General features: G+C 72.0%; 17 protein-coding genes. 10 read left to right on the top strand and 7 right to left on the bottom strand.

The annotated features are described in order from the left end of the window. Nucleotides 1-58 precede the first annotated feature (58 nt). Nucleotides 59-739, bottom strand: a complete 681-nt coding sequence (locus tag POL25_RS38835; RefSeq protein ID WP_272091451.1) for a Crp/Fnr family transcriptional regulator — start codon at nucleotides 737-739, stop codon at nucleotides 59-61. A 274-nt stretch (nucleotides 740-1,013) separates the two neighbouring features. On the opposite strand from POL25_RS38835, the gene thiS reads away from it, so the two are divergent. Genes thiS through POL25_RS38815 form a run of 4 tightly spaced genes read left to right on the top strand, consistent with a single transcriptional unit; the run spans nucleotide 1,014 to nucleotide 3,528 of the window. Further along, nucleotides 1,014-1,217, top strand: coding sequence for a sulfur carrier protein ThiS (gene thiS / locus POL25_RS38830; protein WP_272091450.1), 204 nt, complete (start codon nucleotides 1,014-1,016; stop codon nucleotides 1,215-1,217). Nucleotides 1,218-1,219: 2 nt separating this feature from the next. Further along, a complete protein-coding gene (locus tag POL25_RS38825; protein ID WP_272091449.1) occupies nucleotides 1,220-1,996 on the top strand; it encodes a thiazole synthase in 777 nt (258 codons plus the stop codon). 16 nt (nucleotides 1,997-2,012) lie between these two features. Then, nucleotides 2,013-2,696 carry a thiamine phosphate synthase gene (locus POL25_RS38820; protein WP_272091448.1) on the top strand — a complete coding sequence of 228 codons (684 nt, stop codon included), beginning with the start codon at nucleotides 2,013-2,015 and terminating at the stop codon, nucleotides 2,694-2,696. Further along, nucleotides 2,668-3,528 (top strand): S26 family signal peptidase, encoded by an 861-nt coding sequence (locus tag POL25_RS38815; RefSeq protein ID WP_272091447.1) that lies wholly within the window; start codon nucleotides 2,668-2,670, stop codon nucleotides 3,526-3,528. Before POL25_RS38820 ends, POL25_RS38815 begins: the two co-directional genes overlap by 29 nt. Before the next feature lie 122 nt (nucleotides 3,529-3,650). Here the strand turns inward: POL25_RS38815 and POL25_RS38810 are convergent, their stop codons facing one another. After that, a complete protein-coding gene (locus POL25_RS38810) occupies nucleotides 3,651-3,986 on the bottom strand; it encodes an antibiotic biosynthesis monooxygenase family protein (protein WP_272091446.1) in 336 nt (111 codons plus the stop codon). 332 nt (nucleotides 3,987-4,318) lie between these two features. Between POL25_RS38810 and hemC the strand changes: the two genes are divergently transcribed. Further along, entirely contained in the window at nucleotides 4,319-5,317 is a 999-nt protein-coding gene (hemC, locus tag POL25_RS38805; protein ID WP_272091445.1) for a hydroxymethylbilane synthase, read from the top strand. 241 nt (nucleotides 5,318-5,558) lie between these two features. On the opposite strand, the gene hemA is transcribed toward hemC, so the two are convergent. From hemA to POL25_RS38790, 3 genes are read right to left on the bottom strand one after another with little or no spacing between them, the layout of a single operon-like run. Then, a complete protein-coding gene (gene hemA, locus POL25_RS38800; protein ID WP_272091444.1) occupies nucleotides 5,559-6,884 on the bottom strand; it encodes a glutamyl-tRNA reductase in 1,326 nt (441 codons plus the stop codon). Further along, complete coding sequence (gene ccsA / locus POL25_RS38795) at nucleotides 6,881-7,690, bottom strand: cytochrome c biogenesis protein CcsA (RefSeq protein ID WP_272091443.1); 810 nt, start codon at nucleotides 7,688-7,690, stop codon at nucleotides 6,881-6,883. The genes hemA and ccsA overlap by 4 nt, the downstream gene beginning before the upstream one ends. Nucleotides 7,691-7,695: 5 nt before the next feature. Next, nucleotides 7,696-8,082, bottom strand: coding sequence for a hypothetical protein (locus POL25_RS38790; RefSeq protein WP_272091442.1), 387 nt, complete (start codon nucleotides 8,080-8,082; stop codon nucleotides 7,696-7,698). 196 nt (nucleotides 8,083-8,278) lie between these two features. On the opposite strand from POL25_RS38790, the gene trxA reads away from it, so the two are divergent. After that, nucleotides 8,279-8,608: a thioredoxin gene (gene trxA, locus POL25_RS38785; protein ID WP_272091441.1), complete on the top strand. Its 330-nt coding sequence runs from the start codon at nucleotides 8,279-8,281 to the stop codon at nucleotides 8,606-8,608. Between the two features lie 74 nt (nucleotides 8,609-8,682). On the opposite strand, the gene POL25_RS38780 is transcribed toward trxA, so the two are convergent. Then, the gene (locus POL25_RS38780; RefSeq protein WP_272091440.1) at nucleotides 8,683-9,594 is read right to left on the bottom strand and encodes a class I SAM-dependent methyltransferase; all 912 of its coding nucleotides are present in this window, start codon (nucleotides 9,592-9,594) and stop codon (nucleotides 8,683-8,685) included. A 135-nt stretch (nucleotides 9,595-9,729) separates the two neighbouring features. On the opposite strand from POL25_RS38780, the gene POL25_RS38775 reads away from it, so the two are divergent. From POL25_RS38775 to POL25_RS38760, 4 genes are all read left to right on the top strand, one after another. Further along, on the top strand, nucleotides 9,730-11,670 hold the full coding sequence (locus POL25_RS38775) for an aconitase family protein (protein ID WP_272091439.1): 1,941 nt from the start codon (nucleotides 9,730-9,732) through the stop codon (nucleotides 11,668-11,670). Nucleotides 11,671-11,844: 174 nt separating this feature from the next. Beyond that, a complete protein-coding gene (locus POL25_RS38770) occupies nucleotides 11,845-13,413 on the top strand; it encodes a 3,4-dehydroadipyl-CoA semialdehyde dehydrogenase (protein ID WP_272091438.1) in 1,569 nt (522 codons plus the stop codon). 33 nt (nucleotides 13,414-13,446) lie between these two features. Next, a complete protein-coding gene (locus POL25_RS38765) occupies nucleotides 13,447-13,680 on the top strand; it encodes a hypothetical protein (protein ID WP_272091437.1) in 234 nt (77 codons plus the stop codon). Nucleotides 13,681-14,208: 528 nt separating this feature from the next. Next, nucleotides 14,209-14,418, top strand: coding sequence for a hypothetical protein (locus tag POL25_RS38760; RefSeq protein WP_272091436.1), 210 nt, complete (start codon nucleotides 14,209-14,211; stop codon nucleotides 14,416-14,418). Nucleotides 14,419-14,434: 16 nt separating this feature from the next. On the opposite strand, the gene POL25_RS38755 is transcribed toward POL25_RS38760, so the two are convergent. After that, nucleotides 14,435-15,823, bottom strand: a complete 1,389-nt coding sequence (locus tag POL25_RS38755) for an alpha/beta hydrolase (protein ID WP_272091435.1) — start codon at nucleotides 15,821-15,823, stop codon at nucleotides 14,435-14,437. Nucleotides 15,824-15,955: the final 132 nt, after the last annotated feature.

Below are 15,955 nucleotides of genomic sequence, written 5' to 3'. Positions count from 1 at the left end.
GAACGTGGCATCGGGCGCGTCCCCCAACGCGCCCGGCCTCGCCGACATTCCGCGGGCTTCAGGGCGTCTCGTTGACGAGGCTGTCGTTGAGGATCATGCGCCGGCCGCTGCCGCTGACGAGGCCGTTGCGGGCCATCGCGCTGAGCGTGCGGGACACGGTCTCACGACACGAGCCGACCATGCGCGCGAGCTCCGACTGCGTCGGCACCGGCGCGAGGATCCAGCCGGCGCTCGCCGGGTTGCGGCGGCCCTGCCGACGCGCCAGGCGAGCGAGCGTGCGGCGCAGCCGCTGCTCCACGTCACACAGCGCCAGGCCGCTCGCCACCGCCTCGACCTCGCGGAGCTTCTCGTACTGCATCCGCATCAAGCGGACCACGGTCTCGGGCTCGCGCCGGAGGTGCTCGCTGAGCGCCTCGCCGGGGATCCGCAGCATCTCGCTCTGCACCGCGGCGACGGCGGTGGTCGACATCACCATCCCGGGCATCGCGCAGTTCTCGCCGAACACTTCGCCGGGCCCGAGGCTCGACAGGATCAGGTCGCGGTTGCCATCGACGGCGCGGACCAGGTTGATGCGTCCACGGAGCACGATATAAAGGCCGTCAGCCGGCTGCCCATCGTGGCAGAGGATGCTGGCGGGCGTCTTTCGGACTCGTACGGCCGTGCGCCCCAGCACCTCCAACTCGGCGGGGCGGGCAGCGGTGAAGGGCTCGACGCAGGACAGGATATCCTGGGCTTCCATGCGTTCCAGGGGGATGCTCGGACGGCGGGATTCCGACTCAACGTGCATACTTGTGGGAGTGAGCACAAAGCGGGCCAAACGCCGGCACGGCGCGTCAAACGCCTAACTCATTGATTTTCCATTAGTCTTCCAAAAATACGGCGATCATCGCGCCCCTGGGTACCTGTTGCACGATCGCCACAGGTGAGTGAATTGGGCAACGCTGTGATCCATGTCGTGCCGGCGCACATGGCGCCATCTCGTCGCACCCCCGGTTCGTTGTACCTTTCCGCCCGTGCCGACCCTCGTGCTCAACGGCGAGCCCCACCCGTTCGCGCCCGGGACCACGGTCGCGGCGCTGGTCGCCTCGCTGGGTCTGGATCCGCGGCAGGTAGCGGTCGAACGCAACCGAGAGATCGTGCCACGGGCCACCTACGCACAGATCGAGCTGGTCGACGGTGACCGGCTCGAGGTGGTCACCTTCGTCGGCGGAGGCTGAAATTGAGCGATACACACGACACCTGGACCCTCGCCGGTCGGACCCTGACCTCGCGCCTCATCATCGGCACCGGCAAGTACAAGGACGCCGAGGAGACGCGCGCCTGCCTGGCCGCCAGCGGCGCCGAGATCGTGACGGTCGCGCTGCGCCGCGTCGACCTCAAGGTCAAGGACAACCTGCTGTCGTGGATCGATCGCAGCCGCTACACGCTGCTGCCGAACACCGCCGGCTGCTACACCGCCGACGACGCCGTTCGCACGCTCCGCCTCGCGCGCGAGCTCGGCATCGCCGACCTCGTCAAGCTCGAGGTCATCGGCGACCCGCGCACGCTCCTGCCCGACAACGAAGAGACCCTCAAGGCCGCCAAGATCCTCCTCGACGAGGGCTTCGTCGTCCTTCCTTACTGCACCGACGATCCGATCGTCTGCCGCAAGCTCGAGGCGATGGGCTGCGCCGCCGTCATGCCGCTCGCGGCGCCGATCGGCAGCGGCCTCGGGATCCGCAACCCGCACAACATCCGCCTCATCATCGAGCAGGCCAAGATCCCGGTCATCGTCGACGCCGGCGTCGGCACCGCCAGCGACGCCGCGATCGCCATGGAGCTCGGCTGCACCGCCGTGCTCATGAACACCGCCGTGGCCCACGCCCAGGTCCCCTTGCTCATGGCCGAGGCCATGCGCGACGGCATCGTCGCCGGTCGCAAGGCCTTCCGCGCCGGCCGCATGCCCACGCGCGTGATCGGCAGCGCCTCGAGCCCGACGGCGGGCATGATCGAGTGAACGCGCGCGCGTCCTCGTGACCCCGCCCTTCCATCTGCTCGCCATCACCCCGCCGACCGGCCCCGTCGATCCCGAGCTCGTCGGGTGCTGGCGCGCCGGTGCCGGCGACCTCGCGCTGGCCGTCCTCCTGCGCGAGCCTGGCGCCGCGCCGGAGGCTCTGCTCGATCCGGCCGGCCGCCTCGCCGCTGTCGTCCGCCGCTGCCGCGAGCGCGCGATCCCGATCCTGCTCGCCGTCGATCCCGAGCACGCCCTACGCGCCGCCGGCCTGCCCGACGTCGACGGCCTCCACCTGCGCGGCGACCCCTCGCTCGTCCGCCTCGCCGAGCTGCGCCCGCGCCTGCCCGGCCTGCTCGGCCGGGCCGTGCACGGCCCCCCACAGCCCGGCCACCACCTCGTCGACTACACCCTCGTCGCCCCCGTCTTCCCGCCGACCACCGCCCAGCCCGGCGCTCCGCTCGGCAGCAAGCGACCGATCGGCCTCGACGGTCTGCGCGCCTGGGCCGCCGAGCCCGCCGCCTGCCTCGTCGCCCTCGGCGGCGTCGGTCCGGCCACCGCCGCCGCCTGCCTCGCCGCCGGCGCGCGGGCCCTCGCCGGGATCGGCGTCTTCTTTGGTCCGCCCGCCCGGGTCGAGCAAGATGTCGCCGCGCTGAGCGAACAGCTCCGCGCCTCGCATGTTGTTTCGCCGCGAACCAGAGCCTGACGACTACCCCGCGCCGCCGGATCGCACCTGGCCGACGCGGCTCGCCTGGGGCGTGCTCGTCGGTGGCGCCGCTCTCTTGATGCTGCGCTGCAGCTTCGCCACCGTCGTCGAGATCCACGGCGACGGCATGGCGCCCAACCTCCGCAGCGGCGATCACGTCCTGTTCGTGCGCGGCACCTGGGGCCTCGACCGCGGCGACCTCGTCGTCTACGACCCCACGCCGCCGCCGCCGCCGCCCGAGCCCTCGCCCGTGCAGGAGCTGCCCGGCGAGCGGCCCCTGCCCGACGCGCGTCCGCGCGTGCCCGGCACCCGCGATCGCCTGCGCAACACCGCCGTCGTCGACGCCAAGGAGCTCGGCCTCGACGACGAGTGGGAGAAGGTCCAGCGGCGCAGCGGCGTCGCCGGGCGACCGCCGCCGCGCAGCCTGCGGGTCGCGCGGATCCTCGCCCTCCCCGGCGACGCCGTCACCTTCGGCGATCCGCGCGGCGCCCTCGGCCTCGCCGTCAACGGCGAGCCGCTCGCGCACAAGCCCGGCGACGGCCCCGGCGTGCCCAACGGGCGCCCGACCTCCTTCGAGATCATCGGCGATCGCCGCTATCAGGTCCTCGCCAGCACCGCCGGCCCCGACGCCTGGCCCGGCATGGGCGTGCCCGCCGACGGCGGCCCCTACGAGATGCCCGCCGACGGCTACCTGCTCGTCGCCGACAACCGCGACGAGGGCGCCTGCTGCGACTCACGGGCGATCGGCTGGGTCGAGACCGACCAGATCCGCGGCGAGATCGTGTTCCGCCTCGGCGGCGCCCCCGAAGACCCGCCGGCCGACAAGCGCTGAAGGACATGTTTTCGAGGACATGCCCGTATGGGCATGTCCTTCGGTTTATGTCCTCAGCGACATGTCCCTGTCGCCAGGCGTCTCCCACGTGCCCGCCGCGCCGTGCGAAGCGCCGGCACGCCTCAAGCCTCGCCTGCCCGCTCCTCGTCGCTGACCGTCAGGTCGGCCACCTCCTCGAAGAACACGGCCGGGCGCGAGCGTTCCGCCGTCGTCCGCATCGTCTGCCGATGCACCTGCATCTCGGCGTCATCCAGCTGCGGCGACGCCTCCCACGCCTCGCGGCTGGTCCAGCGGGCGATCGCCACGAACTCGTGCGGGTCCTCGGCGCTGCGCAGCAGCAAGCTGCCGCGAGCGCCCGGTTTATGCTCCCGGATCCACCGCGTCACCTGCGACCACGCCGCCGCGAACGCATCTTCCTGGCCCGGCTCGACCTTCCACCAGTACATCACGCGGATCATCGTCCTCGTCCTCTCGCCGGACCTGCGCCGAGCGGGCACTGCTTGCCGCCCGCCTCCGGTCTCCGAGGCCAGCATGCCTCGCGACCGACTGCGCACCAAGGCAACGCACGCCACGAGGCCTGACCCCTCATCGATCCCGAGCGCCGTCACGGATTGCCGGCATCCCCCGCGTGCGAGGTCGACGGCCACCAGGGCGGCGCGCTCGCCGTTCGCGCGGCCCTGCTCGCCTCGATGACACCCGCCGCCCGACCCCGGCCCTCGGAGCCCCCGGGGCCGGGCGCCCGACCCCGGTGGCGCCCGTGCGAGCGCAGGCGCTATCATCCCCGCCCGGCATGACCGCCTCGACCAAGCCCGACCTCGATCGTCCGCTGCGGATCGGCACTCGCGCCTCCGAGCTGGCGCTGTGGCAAGCCCACCACATCCGCGACCGGCTGCGCGCCGTCTGGGGCGACGGCCTCGCCGTCGAGCTCGTGCACATCACCACCGAGGGCGACCGGATCCAGGACCGCCCGCTCAACCAGATCGGCGGCAAGGGTCTGTTCGTCAACGCCATCGAGGAGCGACTCGCCGCCGGTGAAGTCGACCTCGCCGTCCACAGCATGAAGGACCTGCCCGGGCGCCTGCACCCCGGCCTCGCCATCGTCTGTACCCCGCCGCGGGAGGACGCCCGCGACGCCCTCGTCCTCGGCCCTGCCCTGCGCGCCGCTCTCTGTCCCGAAGGACAGGCCCCGAGCGACCTCTCGATCCAGTCCTTGCCCGCCGGTGCCGCGCTCGGGACCACCAGCCTGCGCCGCGGCGCCCTGGCCCTGCGCCTCCACCCTGGCCTGCAGATCCGCCCGCTGCGCGGCAACGTGCCCACCCGCCTGCGCAAGCTCGACGCCGGCGACTACGACGCCATCCTGCTCGCCACCGCCGGCCTCGTCCGCCTCGGCCTGAGCGAGCGCATCGACGCTCGCCTCGACCCCGAACAGTTCTGTCCGGCCGCCTGCCAGGGGATCCTCGCGCTCGAGAGCCGCGCCGACGACGACCGCGTGCGCGCCCTCGTCGCCCCGCTGAACGACGCCCACGCCGCCACCGTCGCCGCCGCCGAGCGCTCCTTCCTCGCCCGCCTCGACGGCGGCTGCCAGGTCCCGATGGGCTGCCACGCCGAGCTGCAGGGCGAGCTCCTGCACGTCCGCGGCGTCATCACCGACCCGAGCGGCCGCCCCTGCTTCACCGCCGCCCGCGTCGGTCCGCCCGCCGACGCCGCCGACCTCGGCACCGCCGTCGCCGAGCTCCTGCTCCGCCTCGGCGCCGACGCCGTGCTCGCCGCGCTCGCCCACAAGACCTGAGGCTCGCCGAGCTCCTGCTCCGCTCCGCGCCGACGCCGTACTCGCCGCGCTCGCCCACAAGCCCTGAGGGGTCGCCGAGCTCCTGCTCCGCCTCGGCGCCGACGCCGTGCTCGCCGCCCTGGCCCACAAGACCTGAGGGACATGTCCGCACGGGCATGTCCTCAGGGACATGCCCCCCAGGACATTCTCCTCGGGACATGTCCCTCGCTTCAAGCGCGCCCGTCGCGGCGCCCGGCCCTCGTCACTCGCGCACGAGCTCGGGCTTCAGCAGTGCTGCCGCCGCTGCGGTCGCCGACGGCACCTCGAGCCCGAACAGCTGCTGCACCGCCCCGGCCAGGTCGGCCTCGCCGCCCTCGCCCACCGCGGCCTGGCGCAGCGCCGTCATCGGCTTGTGCAGCAGCTTCTGCACGATCCCGTTGGCCAGCGCCTCCACGGCCTTCTGCTGCTCCGGCGCCAGCCCTTGCAGCTTGCCGCGGATCCGGCCGAGCTCCGCCTCCGCGATCGCCCGCGCGTGCTGCTGCAGCGCCTGCACGATCGGCCCGATCGCCCGCGCCCGTTGCCAGGCCACGAACTCGCCGACCTCCTCCTCCACCAGCGACCCCGCGCGGTCCGCCTCGGCTGCCCGGGCCCGCATGTTGTCGTGCACGATCCCTTGCAGGTCGTCGATGTTGTAGAGGAACACCTGTTCGAGACGCGCCACCTCCGGCTCGACGTCTCGGGGCACCGCGATGTCGACGAAGAAGATCGGCTTGCCGCGGCGGACCTTCATCACCGGTCGCAGCAGCGCGCGGTCGATCACCGGCCGCTGCGCCCCGGTGCTCGTCACCACGATGTCGGCGCGGCGCAGCTCGGCGTCGAGGCTGTCCCACGGCGCGAAGCGGGCTGAAAGCTCGTCCGCCAGGGCGCGCCCGCGGGCCTCGCTGCGGTTGACCACCGCGATCTCGGCCACGCCGGCCGCCTTGAGGTGCACGCCGGCCTGCGACGCCATCTCGCCGGCGCCCACCAGCAACGCGCCGCTGCCGGTGAGCTCGCCGAAGATCGATCGCGCCAGGTCGACCGCCACCGACGGCACGCTCGCCGCCCCGCGGGCCACCTCGGTCTCGCTGCGGACCCGCTTGGCCGCGCGGAAGGCCGTCCCGAGGCAGCGGTCGAGCACCCCGCCGACGGTGCCCTCGCGCTGCGCCAGCTCGAACGCGTCCTTCACCTGGCCCAGGATCTGCGGCTCGCCGACCACCATGCTCTCGAGGCTGGCCGCCACGCGACAGATGTGACTCGCCGCCGCTCGTTCGCCGCGCACGAACGTGTGTGCCACCAGCTCGGGCAGCGGCACCGCGCGCGTGTCGGCCAGCGCCTGCAGCACGCGCTCGCCGGCGCGGGCCCAGTGCGGCGCGACCGCGTAGACCTCGACGCGGTTGCAGGTCGACACGATCATCACCTCGCCGAGGCCCGCGCGCTCGCGCAGGGCCGACAGCGCGGCCGCGACGTCACCTGTCCCAAAGGCCAGGCGCTCGCGGAGCTCGACCGGGGCTGTCTTGTGATTGAGCCCGACCGCCACGAGCTCCGTCATGCCCGCACCCCGTACCAGACCAGCACGAGCAGCGTGCACGCGAACGCGGCCAGGGTGAGCAGCGCCGACTTGCGCCCGCGCAGCCCCATCGTCGCGCGCATCACCAGGATCGCCGCGCCGCACAGCCACGCCGCCGCCGCCATCACCACCTCGATCCAGCGCCCGCCGATCGCCGCCACGCCGCCCGACTTGACCGTCCACAGCACCCCGGTGACGATCGTCAGCGTCAGCACCGGCACGACCAGCATCACAGCATGGTAGTGCAGGCGCTCGAGGCCGGTGAGCGACAGGCCGCCAGGCTGGGGCTTCCAGCGTTTCAGCCGCAGTCGCCGGTCCATCGTCAGGTAAAGCGCGGCGATGCCCGCCGCGATCGTGAACCCGCCGAGGCCCGCCGTCGCCAGGCCGATGTGCGCCTTCGCCAGCGCGCTGGTCGGCGCCGGCAGCGGGTCGTGCACGCTCGCCGCTCCGAACATCACGCCGATCGAGAGCCCGAGCAGCCCGACCGGCGCCACGATCGCGCCGAGCGTCGCCGCCCGGCGGATCCGTCCGACCACCAGGCCGCCGACCACCGCGATGAGCGCGCCGAAGCTGGTCGCCAGGAACACCGAGCTGAACGGGTGCTCGCCGGCGACGCATTGCGCGCCGATGCAACCCACGTGCAGCGCCGCCGCGATCGCCAGCAAGATCCCCGCGCGCGTCTCGCGATGCAGCGCATCTGCGCGCGCCTCGCTCGCGGGCGGGTCGAGCGCGTACGCGAAGATCGCGGCCCCGTAGGCGAGCGAAGCGAGGATGAAGAGGACGAGCATGGGGCCTAACTGTCGGACGACGCGCCGAGGTCCTCGATCTGTTGCATGAGCCGGCCCCACGTCGGCCCGTCGAGGCGGACCTCGGAGCCGCGGGCGTCGACCACCGTGGCGATGAAGCCCGGCTTCACGGTGTACGCGTAGTCGCCCATCACGACCGAGCTCTCGTAGTGGTCGGCGCCCATCTGCGCCAGCTCTTGCGACGTCTTCACGCGCCCGACGACGTCATGAGGATCGGCCTCGCCGCCGTCGATGCGCTCGAACCATACCGCGGGGTTGATGAAGAGATCGACCGACGGGGGACCGGACACGCGCAGGAGGTCCTGCTCGAGGGACACGGTCCCGGTCGACAGCCATGTGTCGACGAGGGTCTGGGCGACGAAGATCCGCGGCATGCCCGGCCAGGGTAGCCGCGCCCGCGCGGCCTCACAACCCTTGCGCCGCCGCGGGCCCGGCACCATGCTCTGGCCGGCGGCGACGCCAGTTGCGCCGCGCCGCCGCCGCGAGCGGCCCCCACTTCAACCGCTGCAAGCCCGTCCAAGCCTGACTGCTTCACGGCCCTCTGGCCTGCACTCACCCGCCCCGACCACCATGGCATCCGACAAAATCACCAACACCTCGGACCAGACCTTCAAGAACGACGTCCTCGACTCGCAGACCCCGGTCCTGGTCGACTTCTGGGCCACCTGGTGCGGTCCGTGTCGCGCGATCGCGCCCCACCTCGACGCCCTGGCCGGCGAGCTCGGCGAGCAGGTCAAGATCGTCAAGCTCGACGTCGATCGCAACCAGAACACCGCCGTCGAGTACGGCGTCACCAACATCCCCACCCTGCTGCTGTTCAAGGACGGCAAGCTGGCCAACCGCATGGTCGGCGGCGGCACCCGCGGCAAGATCGCCGACTTCATCAAGTCGGTCCTCTAGGCCCCGCCGGGATGCACGAAAGGACAGGTCCCTAGGGACCTGTCCTTTTGTTTTGGGCCGCGAACGGGCCTCGCTTACGGCTTGACGAACTTGAGCGTCATGCGGTCGCTCTCGCCGATCGCCGCGTACTTGTCGCGGTCCTTGTCCCCGAGCTCGAACGACGGCGGCAGGGTCCACACGCCCTTCTCGTAGTCCTTCGTGTCCTTCGGGTTGGCGTTGATCTCCGAGCGGGCCTGCAGCTTGAAGCCGAACGACTCGACGCGGGCGACCACCCAGTCCTCGGGCAGGTATCCGGTCTCGGCGACCTTCTTCGGGTCGTCGACCGGCTGCGGCTTGCCGCGGTGGGCTTCGACGCCGAGCACGCCGCCGGGCTTGAGTGCCTTGAAGGCCGCGCTGTAGACCGCCGCGTCGATGCCGTTCTCGACCCACCCGTGGGTGTTGCGGAACGTGACCACCAGGTCGACCGAGTTCTCCGGCGCGAGCACCAGCGCCGACGGGTCGGTCACCGTCACGACCTCGACCTTGTCGTAGACCTCCGGCGCGCTGGCCAGCTTCTCCAGGAACTTCTTGCCGTTGCGGGTCTGGTAGGCGTCGGCCGGGCCGTTGGGGTCGAAGTTGGTGACGATGAGCTTGCCGCTGTCGCGCAGGGTCGGCGCCAGCACCTCGGTGAACCACCCGCCGCCGCCGGGCCACAGCTCGACCACCGTCTGGTCCTTCTTGAGGCCGAAGAACAGCAGCGTCTCGAGCGGGTGGCGGTACACGTCGCGGGCGCGGTTTTCAGCCGAGCGCTGCGGGCCGGCGATGGCGGCCTTGAGCGCCTCCACCGTCGCGGGATCGGCGTCACGGGCCGCCGCGCCTGCGGGATCCTCGCCGCCGGGGGCCGGAGTCTCCGCCGACGTCGCCGGCTTGGAGGCGCAACCTGGAAGAACAGTCGTGGAGACCAGCGCGGTCAGCGAGAGGGAGCGAAGGGCCGTGCGCAAGAACATGCGCCGCGAACATACTCCACCGCACTGGGCCGGCCATCCGGCGGAGCACCGGTGAGCTGAGCCACGTCACGCCGGCCCGCCGACTCCCCTCTTTACCTTCCGAAGCCTGCGCACGGGTGTTAAACCGAACTTCGCATGAAGCTTCGCGGCAGGATCCTCTGGCTCACCGACGACGCGCAGGGCATCGCGCAGCAGCTGACGGGCACGGATCTCGACGCCCGCGCAGACGCCGCTCCGCCGCTCCACTACGGCGTCAACACCGACTTGATGATCAGCGGCGCGGCCTGCACGCTCGGCTACACCGGCGACATCCTCGGTCCTTACTTCCTCGAGAACTTCAAGGAGCAGGTCCAAAAGGACAGCGTCAAGGACGGCGGCTTCCAGGTCGTCGTCGGCGGCGACGCCTACGGCTCCGGCTCGAGCCGCGAGGTCGCGGTGGTCGCCCACCAGGGCGCCGGCATCGAGCTCGTGGTGGCCCGCAGCTTCCAGCGGATCTTCCAGGAGAACATGGTCTACAGCGGCCTGCCGTTCACCACCGATTTCGGGGTGGTCGGCCGCCTGCAGGCCGGTGAGGACGTCGACCTCGGCGGCCTCGCGGCCGAGCTGCCGCCGTTCTTCCGCGCTGTCGTGCAAAACGGCGGCCTGCTGCACTACGGCAGCCGCCTGCTGGCCGGCGAGATCGAGCCCGAGTACCGCACCGACGCCCCCGCGCGCCCGCTCAACTGCACCGAGAAGATCATCGCCGCGCGCACCTGGACCGGCGGCGAGCGCTTCGGCATCGCCGCCGTCAAGCCGGGCGATCAGGTGCTGTGCGCGGTCGGCTTCCGCGGCGTGCACGAGTACACCGGCGGCATGGTGATGGCCCTCTACGAGCAGGAGTGGGGCACCACGCCGATCAAGAACCCCGAGCTCGCGGCCGCCTTCGAGGACCACTTCGTCCTCATCGATCAGCCGACGGTCCCGCTGCGCGTCAAGAAGCAGCGGCTCGACTCGGCCCGCCAGCTGCGCGACGAGATGGTCAGCGCCAGCCTCAAGAACGGCATCCGGATCCACGGGCCCGGCCAGAAGTACGACGCCGGCGTGTGCCACCGCATCGTCGTCGAGCAGTACGGCAACCCCGGCACCATCATCATCCTCACCGACTCGCACACCCCGACCGCCGGCGTGCTCAACGCCTTCGCGTTCGGCGTCGGCTCGACGGCCATGGCCTTCGCGCTGCGCACCGGCCTGGTCCCGGTCACCGTGCCGAAGACCGTGCGGATCTGGGTCACCGGCGACGCCCGCGGCGTCGTCTCGCCGAAGGACCTCATCCTCCACATCATCGGCGACCCGTACTTCCGCGAGGAGCAGTGGCGCACCTCGGCCACCGACACCTGCGTGATCCAGATCGGCGGCCCCGGCCTCGATCAGTGGAACGTCGACGAGCTCAGCGTGCTCACCAACATGACCGTCGAGGGCGGCCTGATGACCGGCGTGGTCGAGCCGTGCGCGCCCGTGCGCGAGTTCCTGCGCGACCGCCGGCCCGGCGTCGACACCGACGCGATGTTCGTCGAGCCCGACGAGGGCGCCGAGTACGTACGCACCATCACCATCGACCTCGCCGAGGTCCCGCTCACCGTCGCCACCCCCGGTGACTCGCGCAACCGCGCCGCTCTGGCCGACGTCGTCGACGTGCCGATCCACAACGTCGTCATCGCCTCGTGCACCGGCGGCTCGCTCGCCGACCTGCGCGCCGCCGCCGAAGTCCTGCGCGGCCGCACCCTCGCGCCGAAGGTCCGCGTCACCGTCACGCCGTCGAGCGCCGAGGTCAGCGCCTCGGCCGAGCAGGAGGGCCTGCTCGGGCTGTTCCGCGAGCTCGGGGCCGTGGTGACCGCGCCGGGCTGCGGCTCGTGCATCGGCAACGGTCCGGGGATCCCGCTCGAGGGCGAGACCACCGCGAGCACGACCAACCGCAACTTCGATCGCCGCATGGGCGCGCCCGGTCCGGTCTACCTGGTGTCGCCGGCCGTCGCCGCCGCCTCGGCCGTCACCGGTCGCCTCACCGATCCTCGCAGCCTCGGTCGCGCCCAGGCGTGACCGCCGGCGCGGGCCCTGCCCCGCGTCGCGACGATGTGACGGAGGTCGGTGTGCTCGAGCACTCCGACCTCCCGCTGCATGCCCCCTGCGGCCTCACCCGCGCGCACGCGTGATCGAACGCGCCGCCCGCCGGCTTGTCGGTGGGGCCGCGCTCGGCGTACCGTTTGCGCCTCTATGCGCGTGATCGAGAGCTTCCTGAACGGCGCCTGGCAGTCCGCGGACGGTCCCAAGACCCCCCTCGTCAACCCCGCGACCGAAGAGGTCCTGGCCGAAGCGAGCTCGGCGCGCGGCCTCGGCGACGCCGTCCGCCACGCCCGCGAGGTCGGCGGACCTGACCTTCGGGCCATGTCCTTTCGGCAACGTGGCGCCCTCCTGCAGGCCATCGCCAAGCTGCTGCACGCGCACCGCGAGGAGCTGCTCGACCTCGCCGTCGTCAGCGGCGGCAACACCCGCGGCGACGCCAAGTTCGACATCGACGGCGGCCTCGGCGTGCTCGCGGCCTACGCCGAGCTGGCCGAGACCCTGCCCGACGCGCCCTGGCTGGTCGAGGGCGAGCCGGCGGTGGTCGTGCGCACCAGCAAGGTCCGCGTGCAGCACCTGCTGCAGCCGCGCCACGGCGTGGCCGTGCACATCAACGCCTTCAACTTCCCGGCCTGGGGCATGCTCGGCAAGGCCGCGGTCGCCTGGCTCGCTGGCATGCCGGTGCTCTCCAAGCCGGCCACCAGCACCAGCCTGGTCGCCCACCGGATCGCCGAGCTCGTCGTCGCCGCCGACATCCTCCCGCCCGGCGCCTTCCAGGTCCTGATCGGCTCGGTCGGCGACCTGCTCGACCACCTCGGCCCGCAGGACGTCGTCGCCTTCACCGGCTCGGCCGACACCGGCGCCAAGATCCGCGGCCACCGCAACGTCCTCGCCCACGGCGTGCGCGTCAACGTCGAGGCCGACAGCCTCAACTCGGTGGTGCTCGGCCCCGACGTGCAGGAGGGCAGCGAGCTGTGGGACCTGGTCGTGCGCGACGCCGTCACGGAGCTGACCCAAAAGACAGGTCAGAAGTGCACCGCCACGCGCCGGATCCTCGTGCCCGAGGCCGCCCTGCCCGCGCTGCGCGACGCCCTCGAGGGTCGCCTCGGCGAGCGGGCCGCGCAGACCGGCAACCCGCTGAGCAAGAGCGTCAAGATGGGCCCGCTGTCGACCGCGCAGCAGCTCGCCGACGCCCGCGCCGGCGTCGCGGCCCTGCGCGAGCGCGCCCGCATCGTCCGCGGCGATCCGCAGCGCGGCGAGTTCATCGACGTCCCGGCCGGCAAGGGCTTCTTCCTCGAGCCGATCCTGCTCGAGGCCGACGCCGCGGCGGTGCTCGATCGCGGCGCCGTGTTCCACCGCGTCGAGGTGTTCGCGCCGGTCGCCACCCTCCTGCCCTACGACGGCAGCGTCGCCCAGGCCGCGGCCATCATCGGCTTCGGCGGCGGTAGCCTGGTGACCACCGTCTACAGCGACGATCGCGACTACGTCGCGCGCGCCGTCGCCGAGCTCGGGCCCCAGCTCGGCCGCCTCGTCCTCTCCGACGAGAAGGGCGCCGGCGGCTCGTTCAGCCCCGGCGGCGTGTTCCCGCAGGCGCAGCACGGCGGCCCCGGCCGCGCCGGCGGCGGCGCCGAGCTCGGCGGTCGCCTCGGCCTCGAGCTGTACATGCAGCGCACCGCCGTGCAGGGCGGCGCGAGCCAGCTCGCGCGCCTGTTCGGCGGCTGACGCCCGCCCGCCACCGCGCTATCCTGGACCGACATGCCGATCCTGCTCGCGCTGGTGGTGCTCGTCGCCGTGCTCGGGGGCGTCGCCTACGCCGGCTTCTCCCGCTTCCTCGAGCACCGCGAACGCATGGCGGCGCTCGAGGCCCAGCGCCCGCGCGTGGTCCTGGCCCTCCCGCCCGGCGACAACCGTGACACCGATCAGCTGACCGAGGAGATCCTCGCCGCCTGCCGCCAGAAGGGCGTCGACGTCGAGCTCGACCTGCGCTGATTCGGCCATCGGGTTCACACCGATCGACGCGCTCCAGCGGACAGCTTTACAAAGCTGTCCATGAGAACATGTCCATGAGGACATGCGCAGAGAGCCGCCAGCATGCTGCGCTCGGCGCATGACTTGCTTAACGATCCATCCTCGGTGTGGCCTGCTCCTCCTGCTCTGCGCGGCGTGTGCTCCCGGTAAAGCGGAGACCATGGACGCCCCGACGACCACGGCCGAGACCACGGCCGAGACTACGGAACCGACATCGACCGGCGGCGAGGTGTGCCCCCTCGACGAGCCAGCGAGCGATTGTTGCTGCTTCGCCCTCGACGAGAGTTGCGGGGCGAAGATCACCGAGGTGGTGTGCGAAGCGACCATCGCGTGCGACGACATCCTCGTCATTGGCGAGAAGGAAGCGTCCGTCGTGGAGAACCCCGCAGCGCTGGAGTGCGCGCTGAAGGCCCTGCGCGACCACACGCCGGGGCAGATCCGGGTGATTCATCCGCTACGGACGACACGAAGCGGTGGATCTTCCTCTACGTGCAAGCGGACGGCACCGTGTTCGAGAACAGCGGCGCGGCCGTCGATGACTTCTGGGCCACCAGACTCGTCCATCGCGCGCTGCTGCCGGCGGCAGACTTCGAGCAATGCCTGCAGAAGCCCGACGAGGTGGTCCGGCTGGATTGCATCGGCAAGGCGGCGTTCGGCGAGGAGCTCGAGTCTTGCCTGCCGCGCTGCGGGTCTGCCTGAGCCGCGCCGGCGCGCGTCACAGCCCTGCGAAGATCTGCAGCGGCACGCCCACGCGCGCCGCCCACTCGAGCTCGTTATGCATCGCCCCCGGCGCGTGCACGTAGAACACGTCGACCTCGGGCGTGTAGCCGCTCGCCTGCAAGATCGCGTAGAGCTGCGCGTTCTCGCAGTAGTTGTCGAACGAGTCGGGCGCGTCGTCCTCGATCCCGTCCTGGTCGGCGTCGACGCACGTGCCCTCGCCGCCGCTGTCGACGTAGATCGCGAAGCCGCGCTTGCCTGCGGCCTCGTACGTCTCGAGGATCGTCTCGTTGTGCAGCTCGAGCGAGCCCCAGCCGACCGTGCCCGACAGGCTGATCGCCATGTCGTAGCGGTCCGGGTACAGGTCCGCGATCACCAGGCTGATGAGCCCCCCGAGCGACGAGCCCATCGTCCCCACCTTCACCGCCGGCCCGTACGCCGCCTCCATGCGCGGCCGGATGACGGAGTCGACGAGCTCCGCGTAGACCGCCCCGTCGCCGCCGATCGGCTGACCGTCGAGCTCGTCGGGCACCTGCGTGTACTCGTCCATGCGCGCCGGCGTGTTGGTGATCCCGACCACGAGCATGTTCGGCGGCGCGCTCGCGGGCAGCTGCCAGCCGCCGAAGAAAGCCCCCGGGTCGAACAGGTTCTGCCCGTCGTGCACGTACAGCGCATGCGTGAACGCCCCGTCCTGCGGCACCAGCACCTCGAGCTCGCGCGGCGCCAGCCCGAGGCCCGCGTCCTCGATCGCATACCAGCGCTCGAGGTGGGCCGCGCTCGCGCGCACCAGCGAGAACGTCCCGAAATCGTCGTAGCCGTGGCGGCGCCCGTACGGATCGGCGATCCACTGCGCCGAGTCCGGCTCGTGAAATTTATAGAGGCTGCCGTCCGGCGCGGCGATGTCGGCCTCGATCCACCACAGCGACCCCGCCTGGCTCATCGGCGCCGGCGCCCAGTCGTCGTGATCGCCGGCCAGCGTCCACGCGCCCTGTCCGCAGAGACAGGCGAACAGAAACCCGCCCGACGCCGCCGCCACCGGGAAGCCGCCGCGGCCGGCGATCGTGCGCATCGCCTCCTCGGCGTCGACCTCGCCGGCGATCGCCTGACGAAGCAGCGCCTCGTCCTCCGACAGCCCCGGCTCGCCCGTGGCTGTGTCGGGCCCCGAAGTCTCCGACTCCGTCCCCGCTTCCGAGCTCCCCTCGCTCGAGCTGGTCGTCGCGCCCGTCTCCGTCCCTGTCGTCGGCGTCGCCTCGGTGGTCGTGAAGCTCCCGCCGAACGACGTCGAAGGGCTCATCGTCGTCGCGTCGTCGCTGTCCGTCCCGGCGCCCGTGGGCTGACAGGCGAGGACGAACGCGGCGAGCGGGAGGCAACGACGAGCGGCGCGCATGGTCGCGAACCATACCCGAACCCGAAGTCCGACACGCAACTCCCCTCCGACGGCCCAGAACACCGATTGACCACGATCACGGCCCGCGCCCGATCGCTGCCCTGCCGCTCGGTCCGAACTCGCGCGGCGCGG

Origin of the sequence: Nannocystis bainbridge, assembly GCF_028368995.1 — a bacterium.
Classification (GTDB): domain Bacteria; phylum Myxococcota_A; class Polyangia; order Nannocystales; family Nannocystaceae; genus Nannocystis; species Nannocystis bainbridge.
This window is presented reverse-complemented; position numbering and strand designations above follow the sequence as displayed.